Origin of the sequence: Paenibacillus tabacirhizosphaerae (assembly GCF_040812395.1) — a bacterium.
In the GTDB taxonomy this organism is placed as follows: Bacteria; Bacillota; Bacilli; order Paenibacillales; family NBRC-103111; genus Paenibacillus_E.
Genome location: NZ_JBFNXH010000012.1, coordinates 1 through 17,692 on the forward strand (window position 1 = coordinate 1; position 17,692 = coordinate 17,692).

17 protein-coding genes are annotated in these 17,692 nt (G+C 50.7%); 2 read left to right on the forward strand and 15 right to left on the reverse strand.

Annotated elements, in window-relative coordinates; genetic code table 11:
* On the forward strand, positions 1-4,639 hold a 4,639-nt coding region (locus ABRS97_RS19480), incomplete at its 5' end, for a family 14 glycosylhydrolase (RefSeq protein WP_367859127.1).
* Between the two features lie 848 nt (positions 4,640-5,487).
* Here ABRS97_RS19480 and ABRS97_RS19485 read toward each other — a convergent pair.
* Together ABRS97_RS19485 and ABRS97_RS19490 are read right to left on the reverse strand one after the other, a co-directional pair.
* Positions 5,488-5,715: a hypothetical protein gene (locus ABRS97_RS19485; RefSeq protein ID WP_367816708.1), complete on the reverse strand. Its 228-nt coding sequence runs from the start codon at positions 5,713-5,715 to the stop codon at positions 5,488-5,490.
* A gap of 74 nt (positions 5,716-5,789) precedes the next feature.
* Positions 5,790-6,329 carry an NAD(P)H-dependent oxidoreductase gene (locus ABRS97_RS19490; RefSeq protein WP_367816710.1) on the reverse strand — a complete coding sequence of 180 codons (540 nt, stop codon included), beginning with the start codon at positions 6,327-6,329 and terminating at the stop codon, positions 5,790-5,792.
* A gap of 241 nt (positions 6,330-6,570) precedes the next feature.
* Here ABRS97_RS19490 and ABRS97_RS19495 point away from each other — a divergent pair, with 241 nt between their 5' ends.
* Positions 6,571-6,942, forward strand: a complete 372-nt coding sequence (locus ABRS97_RS19495; protein ID WP_367816712.1) for a winged helix-turn-helix transcriptional regulator — start codon at positions 6,571-6,573, stop codon at positions 6,940-6,942.
* Between the two features lie 46 nt (positions 6,943-6,988).
* Here the strand turns inward: ABRS97_RS19495 and ABRS97_RS19500 are convergent, their stop codons facing one another.
* From ABRS97_RS19500 to ABRS97_RS19560, 13 genes are all read right to left on the reverse strand, one after another.
* The gene (locus ABRS97_RS19500; protein ID WP_367816713.1) at positions 6,989-7,996 is read right to left on the reverse strand and encodes an LLM class flavin-dependent oxidoreductase; all 1,008 of its coding nucleotides are present in this window, start codon (positions 7,994-7,996) and stop codon (positions 6,989-6,991) included.
* Positions 7,997-8,086: 90 nt separating this feature from the next.
* Positions 8,087-8,746 carry an SDR family NAD(P)-dependent oxidoreductase gene (locus ABRS97_RS19505; protein WP_367816715.1) on the reverse strand — a complete coding sequence of 220 codons (660 nt, stop codon included), beginning with the start codon at positions 8,744-8,746 and terminating at the stop codon, positions 8,087-8,089.
* 36 nt (positions 8,747-8,782) lie between these two features.
* Positions 8,783-9,280 (reverse strand): GNAT family N-acetyltransferase, encoded by a 498-nt coding sequence (locus ABRS97_RS19510; RefSeq protein ID WP_367816717.1) that lies wholly within the window; start codon positions 9,278-9,280, stop codon positions 8,783-8,785.
* A gap of 15 nt (positions 9,281-9,295) precedes the next feature.
* A complete protein-coding gene (locus ABRS97_RS19515) occupies positions 9,296-10,201 on the reverse strand; it encodes a MetQ/NlpA family ABC transporter substrate-binding protein (RefSeq protein WP_367816719.1) in 906 nt (301 codons plus the stop codon).
* A 43-nt stretch (positions 10,202-10,244) separates the two neighbouring features.
* On the reverse strand, positions 10,245-10,913 hold the full coding sequence (locus ABRS97_RS19520; RefSeq protein ID WP_367816721.1) for a methionine ABC transporter permease: 669 nt from the start codon (positions 10,911-10,913) through the stop codon (positions 10,245-10,247).
* Complete coding sequence (locus ABRS97_RS19525) at positions 10,910-11,695, reverse strand: methionine ABC transporter ATP-binding protein (RefSeq protein ID WP_367816965.1); 786 nt, start codon at positions 11,693-11,695, stop codon at positions 10,910-10,912. Before ABRS97_RS19525 ends, ABRS97_RS19520 begins: the two co-directional genes overlap by 4 nt.
* Before the next feature lie 30 nt (positions 11,696-11,725).
* Positions 11,726-12,853 carry an N-methyl-L-tryptophan oxidase gene (gene solA / locus ABRS97_RS19530; RefSeq protein ID WP_367816967.1) on the reverse strand — a complete coding sequence of 376 codons (1,128 nt, stop codon included), beginning with the start codon at positions 12,851-12,853 and terminating at the stop codon, positions 11,726-11,728.
* A complete protein-coding gene (locus tag ABRS97_RS19535) occupies positions 12,837-14,087 on the reverse strand; it encodes an amidohydrolase (RefSeq protein ID WP_367816723.1) in 1,251 nt (416 codons plus the stop codon). The genes solA and ABRS97_RS19535 overlap by 17 nt, the downstream gene beginning before the upstream one ends.
* Positions 14,084-14,560, reverse strand: a complete 477-nt coding sequence (locus tag ABRS97_RS19540) for a DinB family protein (protein WP_367816725.1) — start codon at positions 14,558-14,560, stop codon at positions 14,084-14,086. Before ABRS97_RS19540 ends, ABRS97_RS19535 begins: the two co-directional genes overlap by 4 nt.
* A 19-nt stretch (positions 14,561-14,579) precedes the next feature.
* A complete protein-coding gene (locus ABRS97_RS19545) occupies positions 14,580-15,332 on the reverse strand; it encodes an amino acid ABC transporter ATP-binding protein (protein ID WP_367816727.1) in 753 nt (250 codons plus the stop codon).
* On the reverse strand, positions 15,329-16,039 hold the full coding sequence (locus ABRS97_RS19550; RefSeq protein ID WP_367816728.1) for an amino acid ABC transporter permease: 711 nt from the start codon (positions 16,037-16,039) through the stop codon (positions 15,329-15,331). Before ABRS97_RS19550 ends, ABRS97_RS19545 begins: the two co-directional genes overlap by 4 nt.
* Positions 16,040-16,049: 10 nt before the next feature.
* Complete coding sequence (locus ABRS97_RS19555) at positions 16,050-16,748, reverse strand: amino acid ABC transporter permease (RefSeq protein WP_367816730.1); 699 nt, start codon at positions 16,746-16,748, stop codon at positions 16,050-16,052.
* Entirely contained in the window at positions 16,749-17,615 is an 867-nt protein-coding gene (locus ABRS97_RS19560) for a transporter substrate-binding domain-containing protein (RefSeq protein WP_367816732.1), read from the reverse strand.
* Positions 17,616-17,692: the final 77 nt, after the last annotated feature.

Here is a 17,692-nt window from a genome sequence, read left to right on the forward strand (position 1 = left end):
GAAGTACAAAAGCGAAACAGGCTTTGTAAACAACGAGGCCCTTTCCCCTTTCTGGAGCGGCATCGGCCAGCAATACAACGAGTTGTATGCTTCCTTTGCGGCTAATTTTGCCAGCTATAAATCCATTATTCCGAAAATCTACCTGAGCGCCGGGCCTTCCGGAGAGCTTCGCTACCCTTCGTACTATAAGTCCGCAGGCTGGAACTATCCATCCCGTGGCACGTTCCAAGTGTATACGGACACTGCGAAAAACGCGTTCCGTACTGCGATGACAACGAAATACGGCTCACTTAGCGGCGTGAATTCGGCTTGGGGCTTATCCCTCACGAATGTTAGCCAAATCAACCCGCCGAGCGACGGCGATGCGTTCTACTCGACAGGCGGCTACAAATCCACTTACGGCAAGGATTTCCTCGCCTGGTACCAAAGCGTGCTTGAAAATCATCTGTCCGTCATTGCTACGGCTGCCCACAACAACTTCGACTCCGTGTTCGGCGTACATATCGGCGCGAAGATTTCCGGTCTGCACTGGCAATACAACAACCCAACAGCTCCGCACAGCGCCGAAAATGCAGCGGGCTATTATGATTACAACACCCTTATTCAAAAGTTTAAAGACAACAATCTCGATCTGACGTTTACAGCATTGGAAATGAACGATGATGGAAGCTCTCCAAGCTACTCGATGCCTTCCTCATTGGTTGACCAAGTTTCTTCCATTGCCAATAGCAAAGGCGTTCGCTTAAACGGCGAAAACGCGCTGCCTACCGGCAATTTCCAGAAGGTTGAAGAGAAAATTACGAGATGGAACTACAATGGCTTCACCCTGCTTCGTCTGGCTAACCTTGTAAATGGCGACGGATCTGCCAGCGGCAATATGTCCGGCTACAAGCAGTTCGTCATCAGCCATTCCAAACCGGATACCGATGATGGAACAGGCGACAATCAAGTTACGGTTTACTACAAAAAAGGATTCAGCACGCCTTTCATCCATTATCGTCCTGCGGGCGGCACATGGACTACAGCACCTGGGGCACAGATTCCTGATTCTGAAGTAAGCGGCTATAGCAAAATCACGATTAAGATCGGTTCCAAAACCCAATTGGAAGCCGCCTTCAATAATGGCAGCGGCACTTGGGACAGCAATAACTCGCAAAATTATTTCTTCAACGTTGGCACTTGGACGTATACGCCAGGCGCGAATGGAGCAGCCGGTACGATCAAACAAGGAGCTCCGGAAAATACGGATACTATAGCGCCAAGTGTACCAACGAATGTAGCTGCTAACGGCAAAACGGATACGAGCGTGTCCTTGAGCTGGACAGCTTCTACTGATAACGTTAGTGTAACCGGGTACGAAATTTATCGTGATGGCGCCAAGGTGGCAACATCCACAACAAACAGCTACACGAATTCAGGTCTGACTGCTGATACGACTTACAGCTTTACGGTTAAAGCCTACGACGCAGCCGGCAATATTTCAGCTGCAAGCACAGCTGTTTCTGTAAAAACGAATCCAGCTTCAACAACAGACAATACCGTTACTGTGTACTACAAACGCGGCTATGCAACGCCTTTCATCCACTACCGCCCAGCTGGCGGCACTTGGACGACAGCGCCAGGCACAGCAATGCCTGTAGCCGAAGCAGCTTATCCAGGTTACAACAAAATCACCATCAATATTGGTACGGCATCCCAATTGGAAGCTGTTTTCAACAACGGCAGCGGCACTTGGGACAACAACGGCTCCAAGAACTACCTCTTTAACGTGGGCACTTGGGCATTCACACCGGGCGCTAATGGCGCAGCGGGCACGATCACTCCGCTGACTCCTGTCGAACTTGATACGATCGCTCCAAGCGTACCAACGAATGTAGCCGTTTCCGGTAAAACAAGTTCCAGCGTTTCCTTAAGCTGGACGGCTTCCACCGACAATGTCAACGTGACCGGCTACGAAATTTGGCGCGATGGCGCTAAAGTAGGAACAAGCACCACAACTAGCTACACCAATACGGGGCTAGCTGCAGGCACTACTTACAGCTACACTGTGAAAGCCTATGATGCAGCTAACAACATTTCGGCTGCAAGCGCAGCTGTTAGCGCAACGACGGATACCGTTACAACAAACAGCGTGACCGTGTACTACAAACGCGGCTATGCAACGCCTTTCATCCACTACCGCCCAGCTGGCGGCACTTGGACGACAGCGCCAGGCACAGCAATGCCTGTGGCCGAAGCAGCTTATCCAGGTTACAACAAAATCACCATCAATATTGGTACGGCATCCCAATTAGAAGCTGTTTTCAACAATGGCAGCGGCACTTGGGACAACAACGGCTCCAAGAACTACCTCTTTAACGTTGGCACTTGGGCGTTCACACCGGGCGCTAATGGCGCAGCGGGCACGATCACTCCGCTGACTCCAGTCGAGCTTGATACGATCGCTCCAAGCGTACCAACAAATGTAGCCGTTTCCGGTAAAACCGGTTCCAGCGTTTCCTTAAGCTGGACGGCTTCCACCGACAATGTCGGCGTGACTGGTTACGAAATTTGGCGCGATGGCGCTAAAGTAGGAACAAGCACCACAACGAGCTATACCAGCTCTGGTTTAGCTGCTGGCACCACTTACAGCTACACAGTTAAAGCCTACGATGCTGCTGGCAACGTCTCAGCTGCAAGTGCAGCTGTTAGCGCAACGACAGATACCGTTACAACAAACAGCGTGACCGTGTACTACAAACGCGGCTACGCAACGCCTTTCATCCACTACCGCCCAACGGGCGGTACGTGGACGACGGCACCTGGCGTATCGATGCCCGTTTCCGAATACCCGGCCTACAACAAAGTGACCGTCAACATCGGCACTGCCACCCAATTGGAAGCTGTTTTCAACAACGGCAGCGGCACTTGGGATAACAACAATTCGAACAATTATTTGTTTAACGTCGGGTCGTGGACATTCACGCCTAGCTCCAACGGTGGACCTGGATCAATCACGGCAGCTCCTACTGGCGATGGCGACACAATAGCTCCATCCGTACCGACCAATGTGAATGCATCTGCCAAAACAGACACAACCGTTACACTAAGCTGGACGGCTTCCACAGACAATGTTGGCGTGGCTGGCTATGAAATCTGGCGTAACGGCGCCAAAGTGGGCACGAGCACAACAACTAGTTATGCAAACATTGGGTTAACGGCCAGTACAACTTACAGCTACGCGGTGAAAGCCTATGACGCCTCAGGCAACTTTTCTGATGCGAGCACTGCTATTAGTGTAACAACGAACCCTGCAGGCACTTTTCAAGCAACCGATTGGAGCAAGCAAAGCATTTACTTTATTATGACAGACCGTTTCGTCAACGGAGACCCCTCCAATGACAATGCCGGCGGGTTTAATTCCGACAAGAACGATCCGGGCAAATGGCATGGCGGCGATTTCCAAGGCATTATCAACAATCTGGATTACATCAAAAACATGGGCTTCACAGCCATCTGGATTACACCAGTAACCGCCCAAAAGAGCCAGAACGCTTACCATGGTTACCATACTTATGACTTCTACTCCATCGACGGTCATCTGGGCTCCATGGATAAATTTAAAGAGTTGGTTTCAACGGCTCACAACAAAAACATCGCCGTCATGCTGGACGTCGTTCCTAACCATACGGGCGACTTCCAACCTGGCGGCTTTGCCAAAGCACCTTTTGACAAGTTCGACTGGTATCACCATAATGGAAGCGGTGATGAAAACGGTGAGGTTGCCGGACTAGACGATCTGAATCAAGAGAATCCGGCTACGGCGGCTGAGCTGAAAAACTGGATTCAATGGTTGATTAACGAGTCCAAAGTCGACGGGTTACGGGTAGATACAGCCAAGCACATGCCAAAATGGTTCCTGAAGGACTTTGACACTGCAGCTAACACATTTACGATTGGTGAGGTATATAACGGAGATCCTAATTTTGTCGGCGATTACTCCAAATATTTGGACGCCGTTATTGATTTCCCGATGTACTACACGATTAAAGATGTCTTCGGTGCAGACCAATCCATGAATAAAATCAAAGAGCGTTATGCGCAGGATTCGAATTATCGTGATGCCAGATTGAACGGCCTATTCATCGATAATCACGATGTGACGCGCTTCCTGAACCAAGCTACCGGCAGACCGGGCAACGGCTCTGACAAATGGCCGCAGCTGAAAGCCGCTCTGGGCTTCATGCTGACATCCCGCGGTATTCCGATTTTGTACCAAGGTACAGAGCTCGGCTACAGCGGCGGTAATGATCCGGCTAACCGCGAGGACGTCGTACCGAACGCTAACCATGAATTGTACAAGTATATCGCGAAGGTCAATGCCGTACGCAACAGCCACCCTGCCTTGCAAAACGGTACCCAAAAGGAAAAATGGGTCGACAATAACTTCTACAGCTTCCAACGCTCCAAAGACGGAGATGAAGCCATTGTCCTCATTAACAACTCCTGGAACTCAGAAACGCGTACTATTAGCGGCTACGAGAATTTCTCGAATGGAACTTCCCTTACGAATCAGCTAGGTTCGGATACGGTGCAAATTAACGGAGGCTCGATTACCGTTACGCTGGCACCAAAAGAGGTTAAAATTTTTACGAAGTAAGCGCACAGCAAAGTAAAAGGCCTAGCGGAAGATCACAGATCACCGCTAGGTTCTTTGCTTTGCTGTGCGATGCGTTTGAGCGTGTGGAGGGAATGGGGTATGGAATCGCTTTCCCCCACACCTCTTCCCTCTTCAACTTTGTGCTGCCTTCTTCTCTTTTCGCTAACTTGTCTTCCATCCGGTATTTATACCCATGAACACCCCTGTAAGAGTACGATTCAGGCTACATTTCGCCTCCGCAAGCTTCACGAGAAAACGAAGGAGATACTGCCGAACCGTCAATCCCCATGTAACAGCGATATCGACGGAACTACGAAGCCTCCGCAAGCCTCGCAAGGAAACCGTGGAGGTACTACCAGACCTCCTATTCCCCATGCAACAGCGATATCCACGGAACTACGATGCCTTATTCCACGATAACCTCCCTTTTCTCCCTATGAAGCGGAACTAGGGTGCGTTAAATGAGCGAACATGTGCCCAAACCCCAGCATTTCCTGCTCATAACGCACTGTAGTTCCGCGAAATGTCCCTACAATCGAAAATACCGCCTCTTAACGCACCCACGTTCCGCTCACCCGTGCAAAAAGACGATCTATCGCAGATCGGAGGCGGTATTTCAATGATCCAAACCGCTGTGGCACTTCCAGATCTCCTACGCCCATCCTGTCAAATAGCTCGTACCACACGATGCGTGCGAAATCTCTCCGCTCTGCGAGCTCGTCACACACTCATACGTGACGACATAGGCTTTCTGGCGTGTTAGAATGAGTAGTCCTAACGCTTTAGTCCTATAAAGAATTTAACATTCTATAAAAAAGAGAAGGAGACCCATGTCCCCTCCTCTTTTTTTATGGCTTTGGCACTTCGCGCTTCATTCTGACGGGACCTTCCACCCAATTCTCACGGTTCATCCGCTTCACCTGATTAATGGGATTCGCAGGATCAATCGTTTCGCTGACCACTCCGCTATTTGCAGCCTGCTGCTCGGCAGCAAGCTTAGCTTTATAGCCAGTGCCTGCTGGCGGTCCGCCGCCGCCGTTGCGTTTACCTTTGTTCCAAACTCTGCCTTTGCTCATTTCACAACTCCATTTTTTGTTTTAAGTGTAAAGGCAATAGAGCTAAAACGCAAATAGCGCAGGCCTCATCGGAGTTACTGGACAAGTGCAGTCTGAGGTGTTCGGATATAATCCGAGTACTTTTTGGCCTCCTCGGCCACATAATCTACGTTCGTTCTCGTAACCTCATAAGCGACAAATGCTGGAAGATAAGTCGCGTTGCACTTGGTTAATGTACTTTGGATCGGTCGCAGCAATTCACTGATCGTGAACCAGTTCTCTCCGCCTGAACGATACGCATTCTTCGATCCGCCCGTCGTCGTTGCCACAACAAACTCTTTTCCTTGCAGATTGTCGCCCTGCGGACCGAACGCCCAGCCATACGTGAATACATCGTCAAACCACTTCTTCAAGAGAGGCGGACAGGAGTACCAATACAAGGGAAACTGGAGAACGATGCGATCATGGGCAAGCAGCAGTTCGTGCTCCTTCTCCACATTAATATGCCAATTGGGGTACTCCTTATAAAGGTCGCGAACCGTTATGTCTGCGTCCCCTTTCAATTCACTGGCAAAAGCTTGGTTGGCACCAGACACACTCAGATCCGGATGCGCAACGATAACCATAATTTTCATGCCCTTCACCCTTTCGGCAACATATGTTCAACCCTATTATTCACGAGATTGATCCCTTTGCAAAGTACGCTCTTTATTCATACTTAGTACGGATTTGCGTACATTTGACGTTGCTTGGGTTTCGGCGAACAGTATGAAAAAACGTACTATGTACGAAAAATAAAAGTACTATAATATATCGGAATACTTTGCTAAAGTAACAGCATAGGCGTTAGCGATGAACGAAGAAAGGGATGGTCACATGAGCGTACCGATGCGCGATTGCTTTACTACACAAGGTATTTTAGCTACCTTACAGGTCATTGGCGGAAAATGGAAGCCGCTTATTTTATTTATTTTGCTGCAGGATGGCACCAAACGATTCGGAGAATTAAGACGTATGCTGCCAGGTGTCACGCAGGGCATGCTCACCAATCAGCTTCGCGAACTGGAACAGGATGGCATTATTGTGCGACGGATTTATCAGCAAATCCCGCCGAAGGTTGAATATGAGTTATCCGAACACGGAAAAACGTTAAGCGGCGTGCTAGGCAATATGTGTGGCTGGGGATTCCAGCATTTGGCGTTTATGAATCCATCAAATGGCACATCTGAGCACGCGGAAGACAAATAAAAAGGACAGCAACCTTCTCTGCTGTCCTGCGAATCGTTACGCGAAGCTATCCCTGCAAATTAAAAGCTTGCGCCAACAAGCGGTATGAATGCACGCGCGCTTCAACATCATGAATCGGCGATACAACCATGATTTCATCAGCTTGATACGCTTCATTCAACCGAAGCATCTCTTCTCTTACTTGCTGAGGCGTTCCGATGATACGCTTATGGCGTCCGCCGCGGATTAGAGCAAAATCGGCTTCGGTATAAGGGTAGCCCATCGCGGTTTCCACAGAAGGAAAATAAGGCAGCAGCCTGCCTTGCCCCAGCGAAAGGAAGAACAAATCCGTGCTCGTTGCGAGCCGGTTCGCTTCTTCTTCGGTATCCGCGCAAACCACGAGCACAGCTGCCAAGGAGCGCGGCTTATCGTTCAGGATCGAAGGCTGGAAATGCTCGCGGTAGATGCGCAGCGCCTCTGTACAGTCCGCATTGCCGAAAAACTGCGCGAAACCAAAAGCGGCACCCTGCCGGGCAGCGATTCTCGCGCTGTCGTAGGAAGAGCCCAGCAGCCAAATCTCAGGCGCTGTAGAAATAATCGGTGAGGCATGCAGTGCCGCGAACCGATGGTCATGCGGCAGCGAATCATGCAAATAGCCCGTCAAATCCGCCACTTGCTGCGGATATTGATCCACGCTTGTGTATTTTCCTTCCTGCAAAGCCCGCGTAGAGATCGGCATTCCCCCAGGCGCGCGGCCGAGCCCAACATCGATGCGCCCGGGATGCAGGGCTTCCAGCAGGCGGAAGTTCTCCGCCACCTTATACGCGCTGTAATGCGGCATCATAATGCCGCCAGAGCCTAGACGAATGCGCGACGTCTGTGCGGCCAAATGCGCGATCAGCACCTCCGGGCTCGAATGTGCCAGAGCCTGCGAAGCATGATGCTCAGACAGCCAGTATCGGCTGTATCCCAGCTTATCCGCTTCCTGAGCCAAAGCTGTCGTTTCAGCAAGCGCCTGCGCTGCTGTGCGGCCTTCCCCTATTTGCGATTGGTCCAAAATCCCCAATTTCATCATCTGATCACCTCGCTATAACTGTAACATATTTAAGCACAGAATAGCAAAAAGCAGCCGAGATCTCTCCCGACTGCCCACTCGATGATGCCATTAAGCCTCTTTATAAAACACTTCCGTCTGATTTTTGTTTACATATAAATCCCAGTACACATCAGCAATCCGATCCGGATCGTAATAGGTACCCGGTTTCACGAGGCCTGCGATCGTTACTGTGCCTACATAAATGCCATGTGGCGACAGCTCATCGGCCAAGGTGAACGCAAGCGCGCGAACGCCGGCTTTGCCAATGGACAACGAAGTATACGCAGATGAAGGATACAGCGCGAAGCCTCCGCCTGTGAACAGCAAGGTTCCTTCCTTACGTTCAATAAGTTCAGGAATGACTTGTTGCGCGCTAACCAAAGCGCCTGCCACATTCACTTTGAAGTCATTGAGCAATTGCTCATCCGTCAAAGACGCAGACGTACCTTGAGCAATCTTCGCTGCATTGTAAACGAGTACTTCCGGCACGCCGTATTCCGACTTGATGTGTTCGAAAGCTTTTCGAAGAGAATCCGGATCGGCTGCATCAGCCTCTACGCCGTAGGCTTCTATCTCCTGCAGATTAAGCTCTTTGCTGAACGTGTCCAGCGATTCCTTCGTTCTCGATACGTTGACAACACGGAATCCATTGGCACCGAATTTTTTCGCCACACCTGCACTAACGCCAGGTCCTGCTCCTACGATTACAATTAACGGTTTTTGGCTCATTTCTATCACTCCTTGGTTTTGGGTTTCCGTAAATGACTAGACAAGCTGCGTCTGAGGAATCAAAGCCTTTTTCAAATACACAAGCGTATCGTCGTCTCCAAGTGCGCGCTGATGAAAGCGCTCATACCCCTTGCGCTCGTACATCGCAAGCAGCCATGGATGCTTCACGGAAGTCGCAAGAACGACGCCAGTAGCCAGCAGCGTATCCCGAATGACGACCTCTTCGACGTAAGTGATAAGCAGGTTGCCGATGCCTTGATTCTTGTAAGCCGGCTGAACAGCGAACCAGTATAAGAAGGGAAGATCCGTCAATTCCTCCAGGCTTTTCAGAGACAAGGTCGCGGCAATTGAACCATTAATCTCTAGGATATAGCAAGCATTGTGAACGATATTCTCTGTTACCATCTCAATCGTTGCATGGGCGGCGCGAAACGCAATGCCAAGCTCCCGGATACTCTCATACGCTTGGTCGATCACCTGGAAGATCGCTTCCGCATCCACTTCAGTTGCTAGCCGATACACATGGCTCAACATCTTCACCTCCCTTTATTAAAATGCCGGCACAACAGCAACGCCGTACTTGTCCTGGATGAATTTCTTCACATCCGGCGAGGTCAGCACTTCACCCAGCTTCTTAATCTCTGGACGGTTCTCGTCGCCTTGTCGAACGACGATAATGTTCGCATAAGGAGAGTTCGCGTCTTCACGGAATAATGCGGAATTCGGATCGATTTTCGCTTCCAGCACAAGGTTCGTATTAATGATAGCACCGTCAACATCCGGAAGGACCCTTGGCAGCTGCGCGGAATCGACTTCGCTGAATTTCAGCTTTTTCGGATTATCCGTAATATCCTTCGGTGTTGCGGAATACGTCGTGATGCCGTCCTTCAGCTTGATCAAACCTTTCGCCTGGAGAAGCACTAACGATCTGTATTCGTTGGAAGGATTGTTCGGTATCGCGATAGTCGCGCCTTCCTTCAGTTCATCGATCGATTTTAATTTTTTGGAGTAAAAGCCAATCGGCTCCACATGCACCTTGGTTGAGACGGCAAATTTGTACCCTTTTTCCTTGGAGATGGAGTCGAGGTAAGGGACGTGTTGGAAGTAGTTGGCATCGATTTGCTTCTCGGCCAGCGACGGGTTCAACTGCCCTTCATCATCCAGAACGACGACGTTCAAGTCGATGCCTTGCTCCTTCAATTTCGGTTTGACGAAATTCAGGATTTCCGCGTGAGGGACGGCGGCCGCCCCGATTTTCAGCTTCACTTCCGTTTTCGGCTGAGCCGTAGCCGCCGCAGACGCAGCGGGTGCTGCCGTTGCTTGCGCGCTGGGCGCAACGCTTGCGTTAGGCGATGCAGAAGCCGTAGTTGCTGCAGGACTCGCTGAGCCGCAAGCGGATAATAATCCAATCGTCACTGCCAAAATAGAGGGTACTGCGAATGTTTTGCTTTTCATATGTGATGCTCTCCTTTATTGTCCAGTATGTACGGTGAGGACGTTAGTCAAATTTGTAACGCTTCTTATTGATCCTCTTCGCCATGTAATCTCCTATCCATTGAATGAGCTGCACCAGCACGACGAGCAGCAGCACCGTCAGGAACAAAATATCGGTTCTAAACCGCATATAACCGAAGCGAATCGCCAGGCTGCCTAACCCGCCGGAGCCGATTGCGCCCGCCACGGCCGTAAAGCCGGTGATCGTAATAATGGATAGCGTGATGCCGCGAACCAGCGAAGGAAGGGCCTCCGGAATGAGCACACGCGTAATAATAAAATAGGGCGTAGCGCCTGCCGCTTGGGCAGCTTCGATCTTCCCAAAGCTGACTTCCCGGATCCCGTTCTCGATAATTCTGGCCAAATATGGGGCTGAACCAATAGCTAATGGGACGACTGCCGCCGTAGCCCCAAGCGTCGTACCGACGACAAATCGCGCTAAGGGCAGTAACACGACAATCAAAATGATCGATGGAAAAGAACGAATGATATTTACAATCGTACCGAGCACTTTGTGAAAACGCGGAGCTGGCCATAAATTCCCTTTCTCTGTAACGACGAGAATAATGCCGAGCGGGAGTCCGATCAGTAAAGCGAATACCGTCGACAGCGCCACCATATACACGGTTTCCCCAAGCCCTTGCAGCAACAGGCCGATTAAATCGTCATTCACCTAAGATCACCAACCTTCTGCGCCAAAGCCCGTTTTTGCTGATATCCCTCAATAATGCGAATGAAACTTTGCGACGTTTCACTCTCTGGCTGCAGAAAAATTTTATCCACGGAGCCTGTTTCCACAATACGTCCATGCTCGATGACCGCCATACGGCCGCAGATGTGTTGAAGCACATCCAGTTCATGCGTGATAAGAACAACGGTCAGCTTCAGCTTGCGGTTAATTTCTTGCAGCAGCTCAAGAATCGCAAACGTCGTCTGCGGATCGAGCGCTGACGTCGCCTCATCGCAGAGCAGCACGTCAGGTTCGTTCGCTAACGCCCTGGCGATGCCAACGCGCTGCTTTTGCCCCCCGCTGAGCTGTTCCGGATAGGCGTCTGCTTTGTCGCTCAGCCCAACAAGCTCCAAAATTTCATCTACACGAGGCTTAATGAATATCTTGGGCACACCCGCCGCTTCCAAAGGAAATGCAACATTCTGGAACACAGTTCTCGCATCGAACAAGTTAAACTGTTGGAAAATCATCCCGATTTTCCGTCGAGCCTCGCGCAGTTCCTTCTTATTCAAATCCGTAATCACCTTGTCGCCAATGATAATGTGGCCCGAATCAGGCTCCTCCAATCGGTTCAGACAACGGATTAACGACGATTTACCCGCACCGCTAAAGCCGATGATGCCGAAGATTTCCCCTTTTTGAATATCCAAATGGATGTCATCCAAAGCTTTCGTATGCGTATTCGCCGTATGATACGTTTTACTAAGATGCCGAACGACAATGATGACCCTTCACCTCAAATTCGCCTGTTGCTTTTAAAACCTGGATAATGCAAAAGGCGTAATGTCCTGATTCGTATGACCCTTTTGCGTAAGATCAGCCAATATTTCACCGACAACGCTTGAAAATTTAAATCCATGGCCTGAGAAGCCTCCGGCCACGACCACGTGGTTATGAGCAGGATGCCTGTCGATAATGAAATGCTCGTCAGGCGTGAATTCGTACTTGCAGACCGCGCCGCGAAGCACGCGTCCGGCGGCCTGCGGAAGGAACCCTTCCAGCGCTTGCCGCAGATTGCCCTCATCTTCCGGGTAATGACCAAAAGGCTGGAACGGTTGACCCGGCTGCCACAGCTGGCCCGCTTCATGCTGGCCAATTTTCACCCCGGATCCCCCAATGCTGGGAAAGCCATAAAATCCGCCGCCTGGCCCGCCGAAAGTAAAACCGGGAAAGCGAGATACATCATAAAGCGCCTCGTCCGCTTGAAACCAAGCGACCGCTTTACGGACAGACCGAATCGGCAGCTGAATGACGGATTCCAGCTCGCCGAACCAAGCGCCTGCGCTCAATATGAGCTGGTCCGCGTGATAGGAGCCGTCCATCGTATGCACAGTAACGCCGCTGTTCCATAGGTCGATTCGGGTCACTTGCGTGTTCACCAGAAGCCTGGCGCCCTCCGCTAAAGCCTGCTGCCGGTAGGCGCGAATACACGCTTCACTATACAGAAATCCTGCCTCCTGCTCGTACAGTCCCACATACGAATCCGGAAGCCGTATCCCCGGCCACCGTTTATGAACCTCATCGGGATTCAACCGTTCCACCTTCAGGCCAAATTCCTCGGTATTTTTCCACTTTTGCTCCAAATTGCCGGACTCGGACGGGCCCATATTCAGCACACCGCTGCGTACGAGTAGTGGTTGCCCGCTCTCCGCCTCCAGCTCCCTCCACAGCTGATCCGCGCGCAGCGCCATCGCCGTGTAGGTGCGGCTGCCCGTGTAGGCATGTCGGATGAGACGTGACTCTCCGTGATGGCTCCCCGCCACATGAGGCGGGTCGAATTTGTCGATAAGCAGAGCTTTCACGCCTTGCTTGGCTAAAAAGTAACCCGCGCTCATCCCCATAGAGCCTGCGCCGACTATAATGACATCATACGAGGTTGGAATGGGGAATCTCCTCCTTAAGATCGATACCGATCTTGTCAGCGTCGGCAGCCAACTTCTCAAGTCCAGCAATGGCCGTCAGAGCGAACAGCGCGCTGCTCGGAGCAATCGCTTCTTCATTCAGCGTAAACTTCGGATGATGCCATTCCTCGGTCCCGCTTGTGCCCATCCAGATAAAGGCTCCTGGCACTTTTTCTTGATAATGGGCAAAATCTTCACCGCCGGTTGAGAGGCGCGCGGGAATAATGGTAAGCCCCAAGGCCTCTGCAGATTCTTGGAAAACTTGGACTGCAGCGGGGTCGTTATTGACAGTCGGAATACCGGAAAACCAGTTCAACTTGACCTCTGCGCCATATCCAGCGGCAATGCCTTCCGCAAGCCTCTTCAGCAGCTCCGGCATCTTCGCGCGAACTTCAGGCGTGAACGTGCGAACCGTGCCGTCCAGCACGGCTTCATCAGGAATGACGTTCCACGTCGTTCCTGCGTGAAAGCTGCACACGGAGACGACCGCGTGGTCGAAGGGCGAAATGCTGCGCGAAATCGCCGTTTGGATGCCGCCGACCAGCGCGCTGGCGGCCACGATCGGGTCGATCGCCGCATCGGGGATAGCGGCATGACCGCCCTTGCCCTTCACGCGGATCTTGAAGCCGTCAACGGCGGCCATGAGCGGTCCCGGCGACAAGCCGATCGTGCCGACCGGCAGCTCCGGCTTGTTGTGCATGCCGAAGATCGTCTGCACGCCGTCCAAAGCTCCGGCGGCGATCATCGTCTTCGCGCCGGTGCCCTTCTCCTCGGCGGGCTGGAACAGCAAGCGAACCGTCCCCCTGAACAGGTGGGCGTTTCGCTGCAGCAGAATCGCTGCGCCGAGTATCGACGCCGTGTGGAAATCATGGCCGCACGCATGCATGCGGCCGGCAATTTCCGAAGCAAACGGCAGCCCCGTTTCCTCTGTCACCGGCAGCGCGTCGATATCGGCGCGCAGCGCGACGATCAGGCCTTCGCCGCCAGCGGCATCACCCCCGGCCGTCCCTCTCACCTCGGCGAGCACGCCGACGGGCAAACTAAGCGGCAGCTCCCGGATTCCTTCCGCTCGCAGAGTCTCTTGAATCCTGCGAGTCGTCTCAAACTCCTCCATCGACAGCTCCGGACGGCGATGAAGCTCCCGGCGGATTTCAATCAAGACCGGAGATAGAGCATCCGCCTGTACCCGAATGTCATCCTTCCATTCAGTGCTCATAGCGCTTGTTTAATCCTGTCGATTTGACCGAGATGCCTTTGAACGTGGTTCACGAATCCGTCATACAGCTCGGATAATTTATATATTTTCCCATTCTCAAAAACGCCCGACTTCTCCCAATTATCAGCGGAAATTCGTTTGAAAAAGGCAGTATTATAGAGAAGCAGCGCTTGATAAACGGAAAACACTTCTTCCAATGAGCTTTCATTCGCTCTGGAACTGCTCACCCAAGGATCTTGATCAAAGGCCGGAAGGTTAACAACAACCGAATCACTGGCTTCAGCAACAATTTTACGAATTCGGAACGAAGTTATAATGCTGTGATCCACTAAATGCGACAACACCTCGACTACGCTCCATTTGGTTTCGGACTCTTTCCATTTTGCTTGTTCTTCGGTCAAACCTTCAACGGCCTGACGCAGTTGCTCATATAGAATGGTAAATTTCTGAAGATCAATAATGCTTTGACTCATAGAATTTCGCCTCCAATTTTTATATTACGTAGCTCCACTCCGGAGTAACTCGTTTCAAGAACTGTTTCGTTCTCTCTTCCTTCGGTCTGACGAATAATTCCTCCGGCTGGCCTTCCTCCACAATGACGCCGCCATCCATGAACACGACATGGCTGGAGACTTCCCTTGCAAAACCAACCTCGTGAGTCACAATAATCATCGTGACGCCCTCGCGCGCAATCTTTTGAATAACGGAAAGCACTTCGCCGACGAGCTCCGGATCAAGAGCCGATGTCGGTTCGTCGAACAGGATGACCTCCGGATTCAAGGCAAGCGCACGAGCGATCCCTACCCGCTGCTGCTGGCCGCCGGAAAGCTGGCTTGGATAGGCATTCACTTTTCCGGAGAGACCGACCTTTTCCAGCACATCCAGACTTTTTCTTTTCGCCGCTTCTTTCGGTTGCTTTTGCGCAATGATGAGTCCTTCCATCACGTTTTCCAGTACCGTTTTGTGCTTGAACAGATTATAGTGCTGGAACACCATGGCCGTTTTCCGGCGCAGCTGAATAATGTCGTGCTTGCTCGGATGCTTGCCGCTGACCTTGAAATCTCCGATGGAGATCTCGCCGTCGTTTGGCCGTTCCAGGAAATTTACGCAGCGCAACAGCGTCGTTTTACCGGAACCGCTCGGGCCCAGAATGGCGACGACATCACCTTTTTCAACCGTTAGATTGATGCCGTTCAACACTTTGTTTTTGCCAAAGGACTTATGAATGTTCGTTAACTGGATCATACGACTCCTCCTCGATTATAGGCATTTACTTTTTTCTCCAGGAAAGCGGTAAGTCTTTCAACCAGCAGGGTAAGACCCCAGTAGATGAATGCGGCAGCGATGAACGCTTCTAGAAACTTTAGGCTAACTGAAGCAACGACATTCGCCTTGCCGAGCAATTCCATTTGCGAAACGTTAAATGCCAGCGAGGACGTATGCAGAAATCCGACAAAAATATTGCACAAATTGGGCAAAATCACGCCGATCGCCTGCGGCATGACGATTCGCCATAGGGCTTGTGTCGTGCTCATTCCTACGGAATAAGCGGCCTCAATCTGCCCCCGGTTTACCGACAGAATGCCTGAGCGTATAATCTCCGACATGTAGGCGCCTGCTGTAATCGAAAATGCCGTCAGGACAATAAGCAGCGATGGAATCGAAGCCGATTTAAAGCCCCAACCGAAATGGGCGGACAACCGATCGATGGTGAGCGGCAATCCCCAAAAAACGAGAAAAATATGCATCAGGATCGGCGTGCCCCTTAGAAAGGATACATAAAAATCAAGAAGCCGGTGAATGTACTTCACTTTATAGATTCTGGCAAATGCGGTTACCACACCAATCACGAAGCCGATAAGGAGAGGAACGAACGTCAGCACGAGCGTTAACGGCAAAGCCTTTAATATTTCAAAGAATGCGGTATAAATAAACACAACATCAATGCTCATCTTCCTCACCTCACCCGGCTAACGGACGCTCATGCCTTTGCAGCTTGAACTCAGTAACCTTGAATACTTTCTCCAAAATTAGTACCACCACGTAATAAATGATTGTTAAACTCATATACACTTCCAACGCGTGCGCCGTTGCGACAATCAGCGCTTGACCTCGCCCCACCATATCCATAACGCCAATCATGAAAGCGAGCGACGTATCCTTGAGAAAGCCTATGACGGAATTCGCAAAGTTAGGAAAAGCAATCAACAGCGCTTGCGGTGCGACAATACGCGAAAAGGATTGTGTACCTGTCATGCCAACGGCGTAAGCTGCTTCCATCTGCCCCCTATCGACCGAGTTCACGGCCGCCCGGATATTCTCGGACTTGAAAGCAGCTATACTCAAACCGTACGTAATGATAACGAAATAAATTGGATCCATACGCGAGATATCCACATGAACGATTTGAAATAATGCCGGCAAACCGTAAAAAACTAGAAACAACTGGATGAGAATCGGAGTCCCTCGAATGAATGAAATATATACGATAGAAATTTGATTGAGCACCGGAATCCGATATAATCGCGTTAATGCAATGAGCAGACCAAGCGCAAACCCTAGCGCCAGAGACGCTACCAGTATGAGCAGCGTCAGAGGCAAATAGTAGAGGAGCTTAGGGAGAAACGTCGCGACGAGGGTAATGTCGAATGACTTCCCCATCTATTGACCTTGTGAGTAGTCAGCTCCGAGCCATTGCGTGCTTAGCTTCGCCAATGTCCCGTCCGCTTTGATCGTTTTCAGCGCTTCATCGATTTTCGTTTTCAGTTCCGATTCATCCTTGCGTAATAGGAAGTAAACCTTTGAATTCGACAATGGTTCTCCAACCGTTTTCAATTGCGCGTCTGCCGATTTGTTTAGAAAATCAACAGCAAACTGGGTGCTGATGGAGGCGTCTGCGCGTCCGGCTTTTATGGTCGCTTTGGCATCTTCGCCGGAGCCTGTGTAGACGATATTAATGCCGGAGTTATGCTCCTTGTTGTATTTCTCAGCCAGAACTGCCGCATTGCTGGTAGCCGTAACTAGAAGCTTCTTCCCTTTCAAGTCGTCAATGGATTTAACGGTGTTGTTATCTTTATGAACGATAATTTTATTGGGGAAAATGTTGTACGCCTCATCGTTAAAGAGGAATTTCGCTTTTCTTTCATCGTTCACTTCCATTTGATTCGCAATAAAATCGATTTTGTTCGTTTCCAAGCTGAGCAGCAGCGCTTTGAAATCCATTGTTTTCAGCTCAAATTCGTATTCAGGAAGCCGCTTGTCAATTTCTTTCACTAGCTCCACATCATAGCCAGTCAAGTTGTTCTTATCGTCAAAAAAGGTAACGTTCGGAAAAGTTCCGCTTGTGCCAACGACGATTTTCTTCACTGCTTTGGCAGCAGCCGGTGCGCTCGTAGCTGCCGCTTGGGCGGTTGCCGCCGCAGTCGCTGCTGCCGCAGGGGAGCTCCCTGCCGTTTTCGCTTGATTGCCGCAGCCAGCAGCAAAAACGGTCGTAAGTAAGATGGTGGAAAGAACAGTTAATTTTTTCATAGTAGTGAGCCTCCATTAAAATATATATAGTTATAATATTATTCCCATCGTTTAACTAAGAATTTAATCAAAAAAAT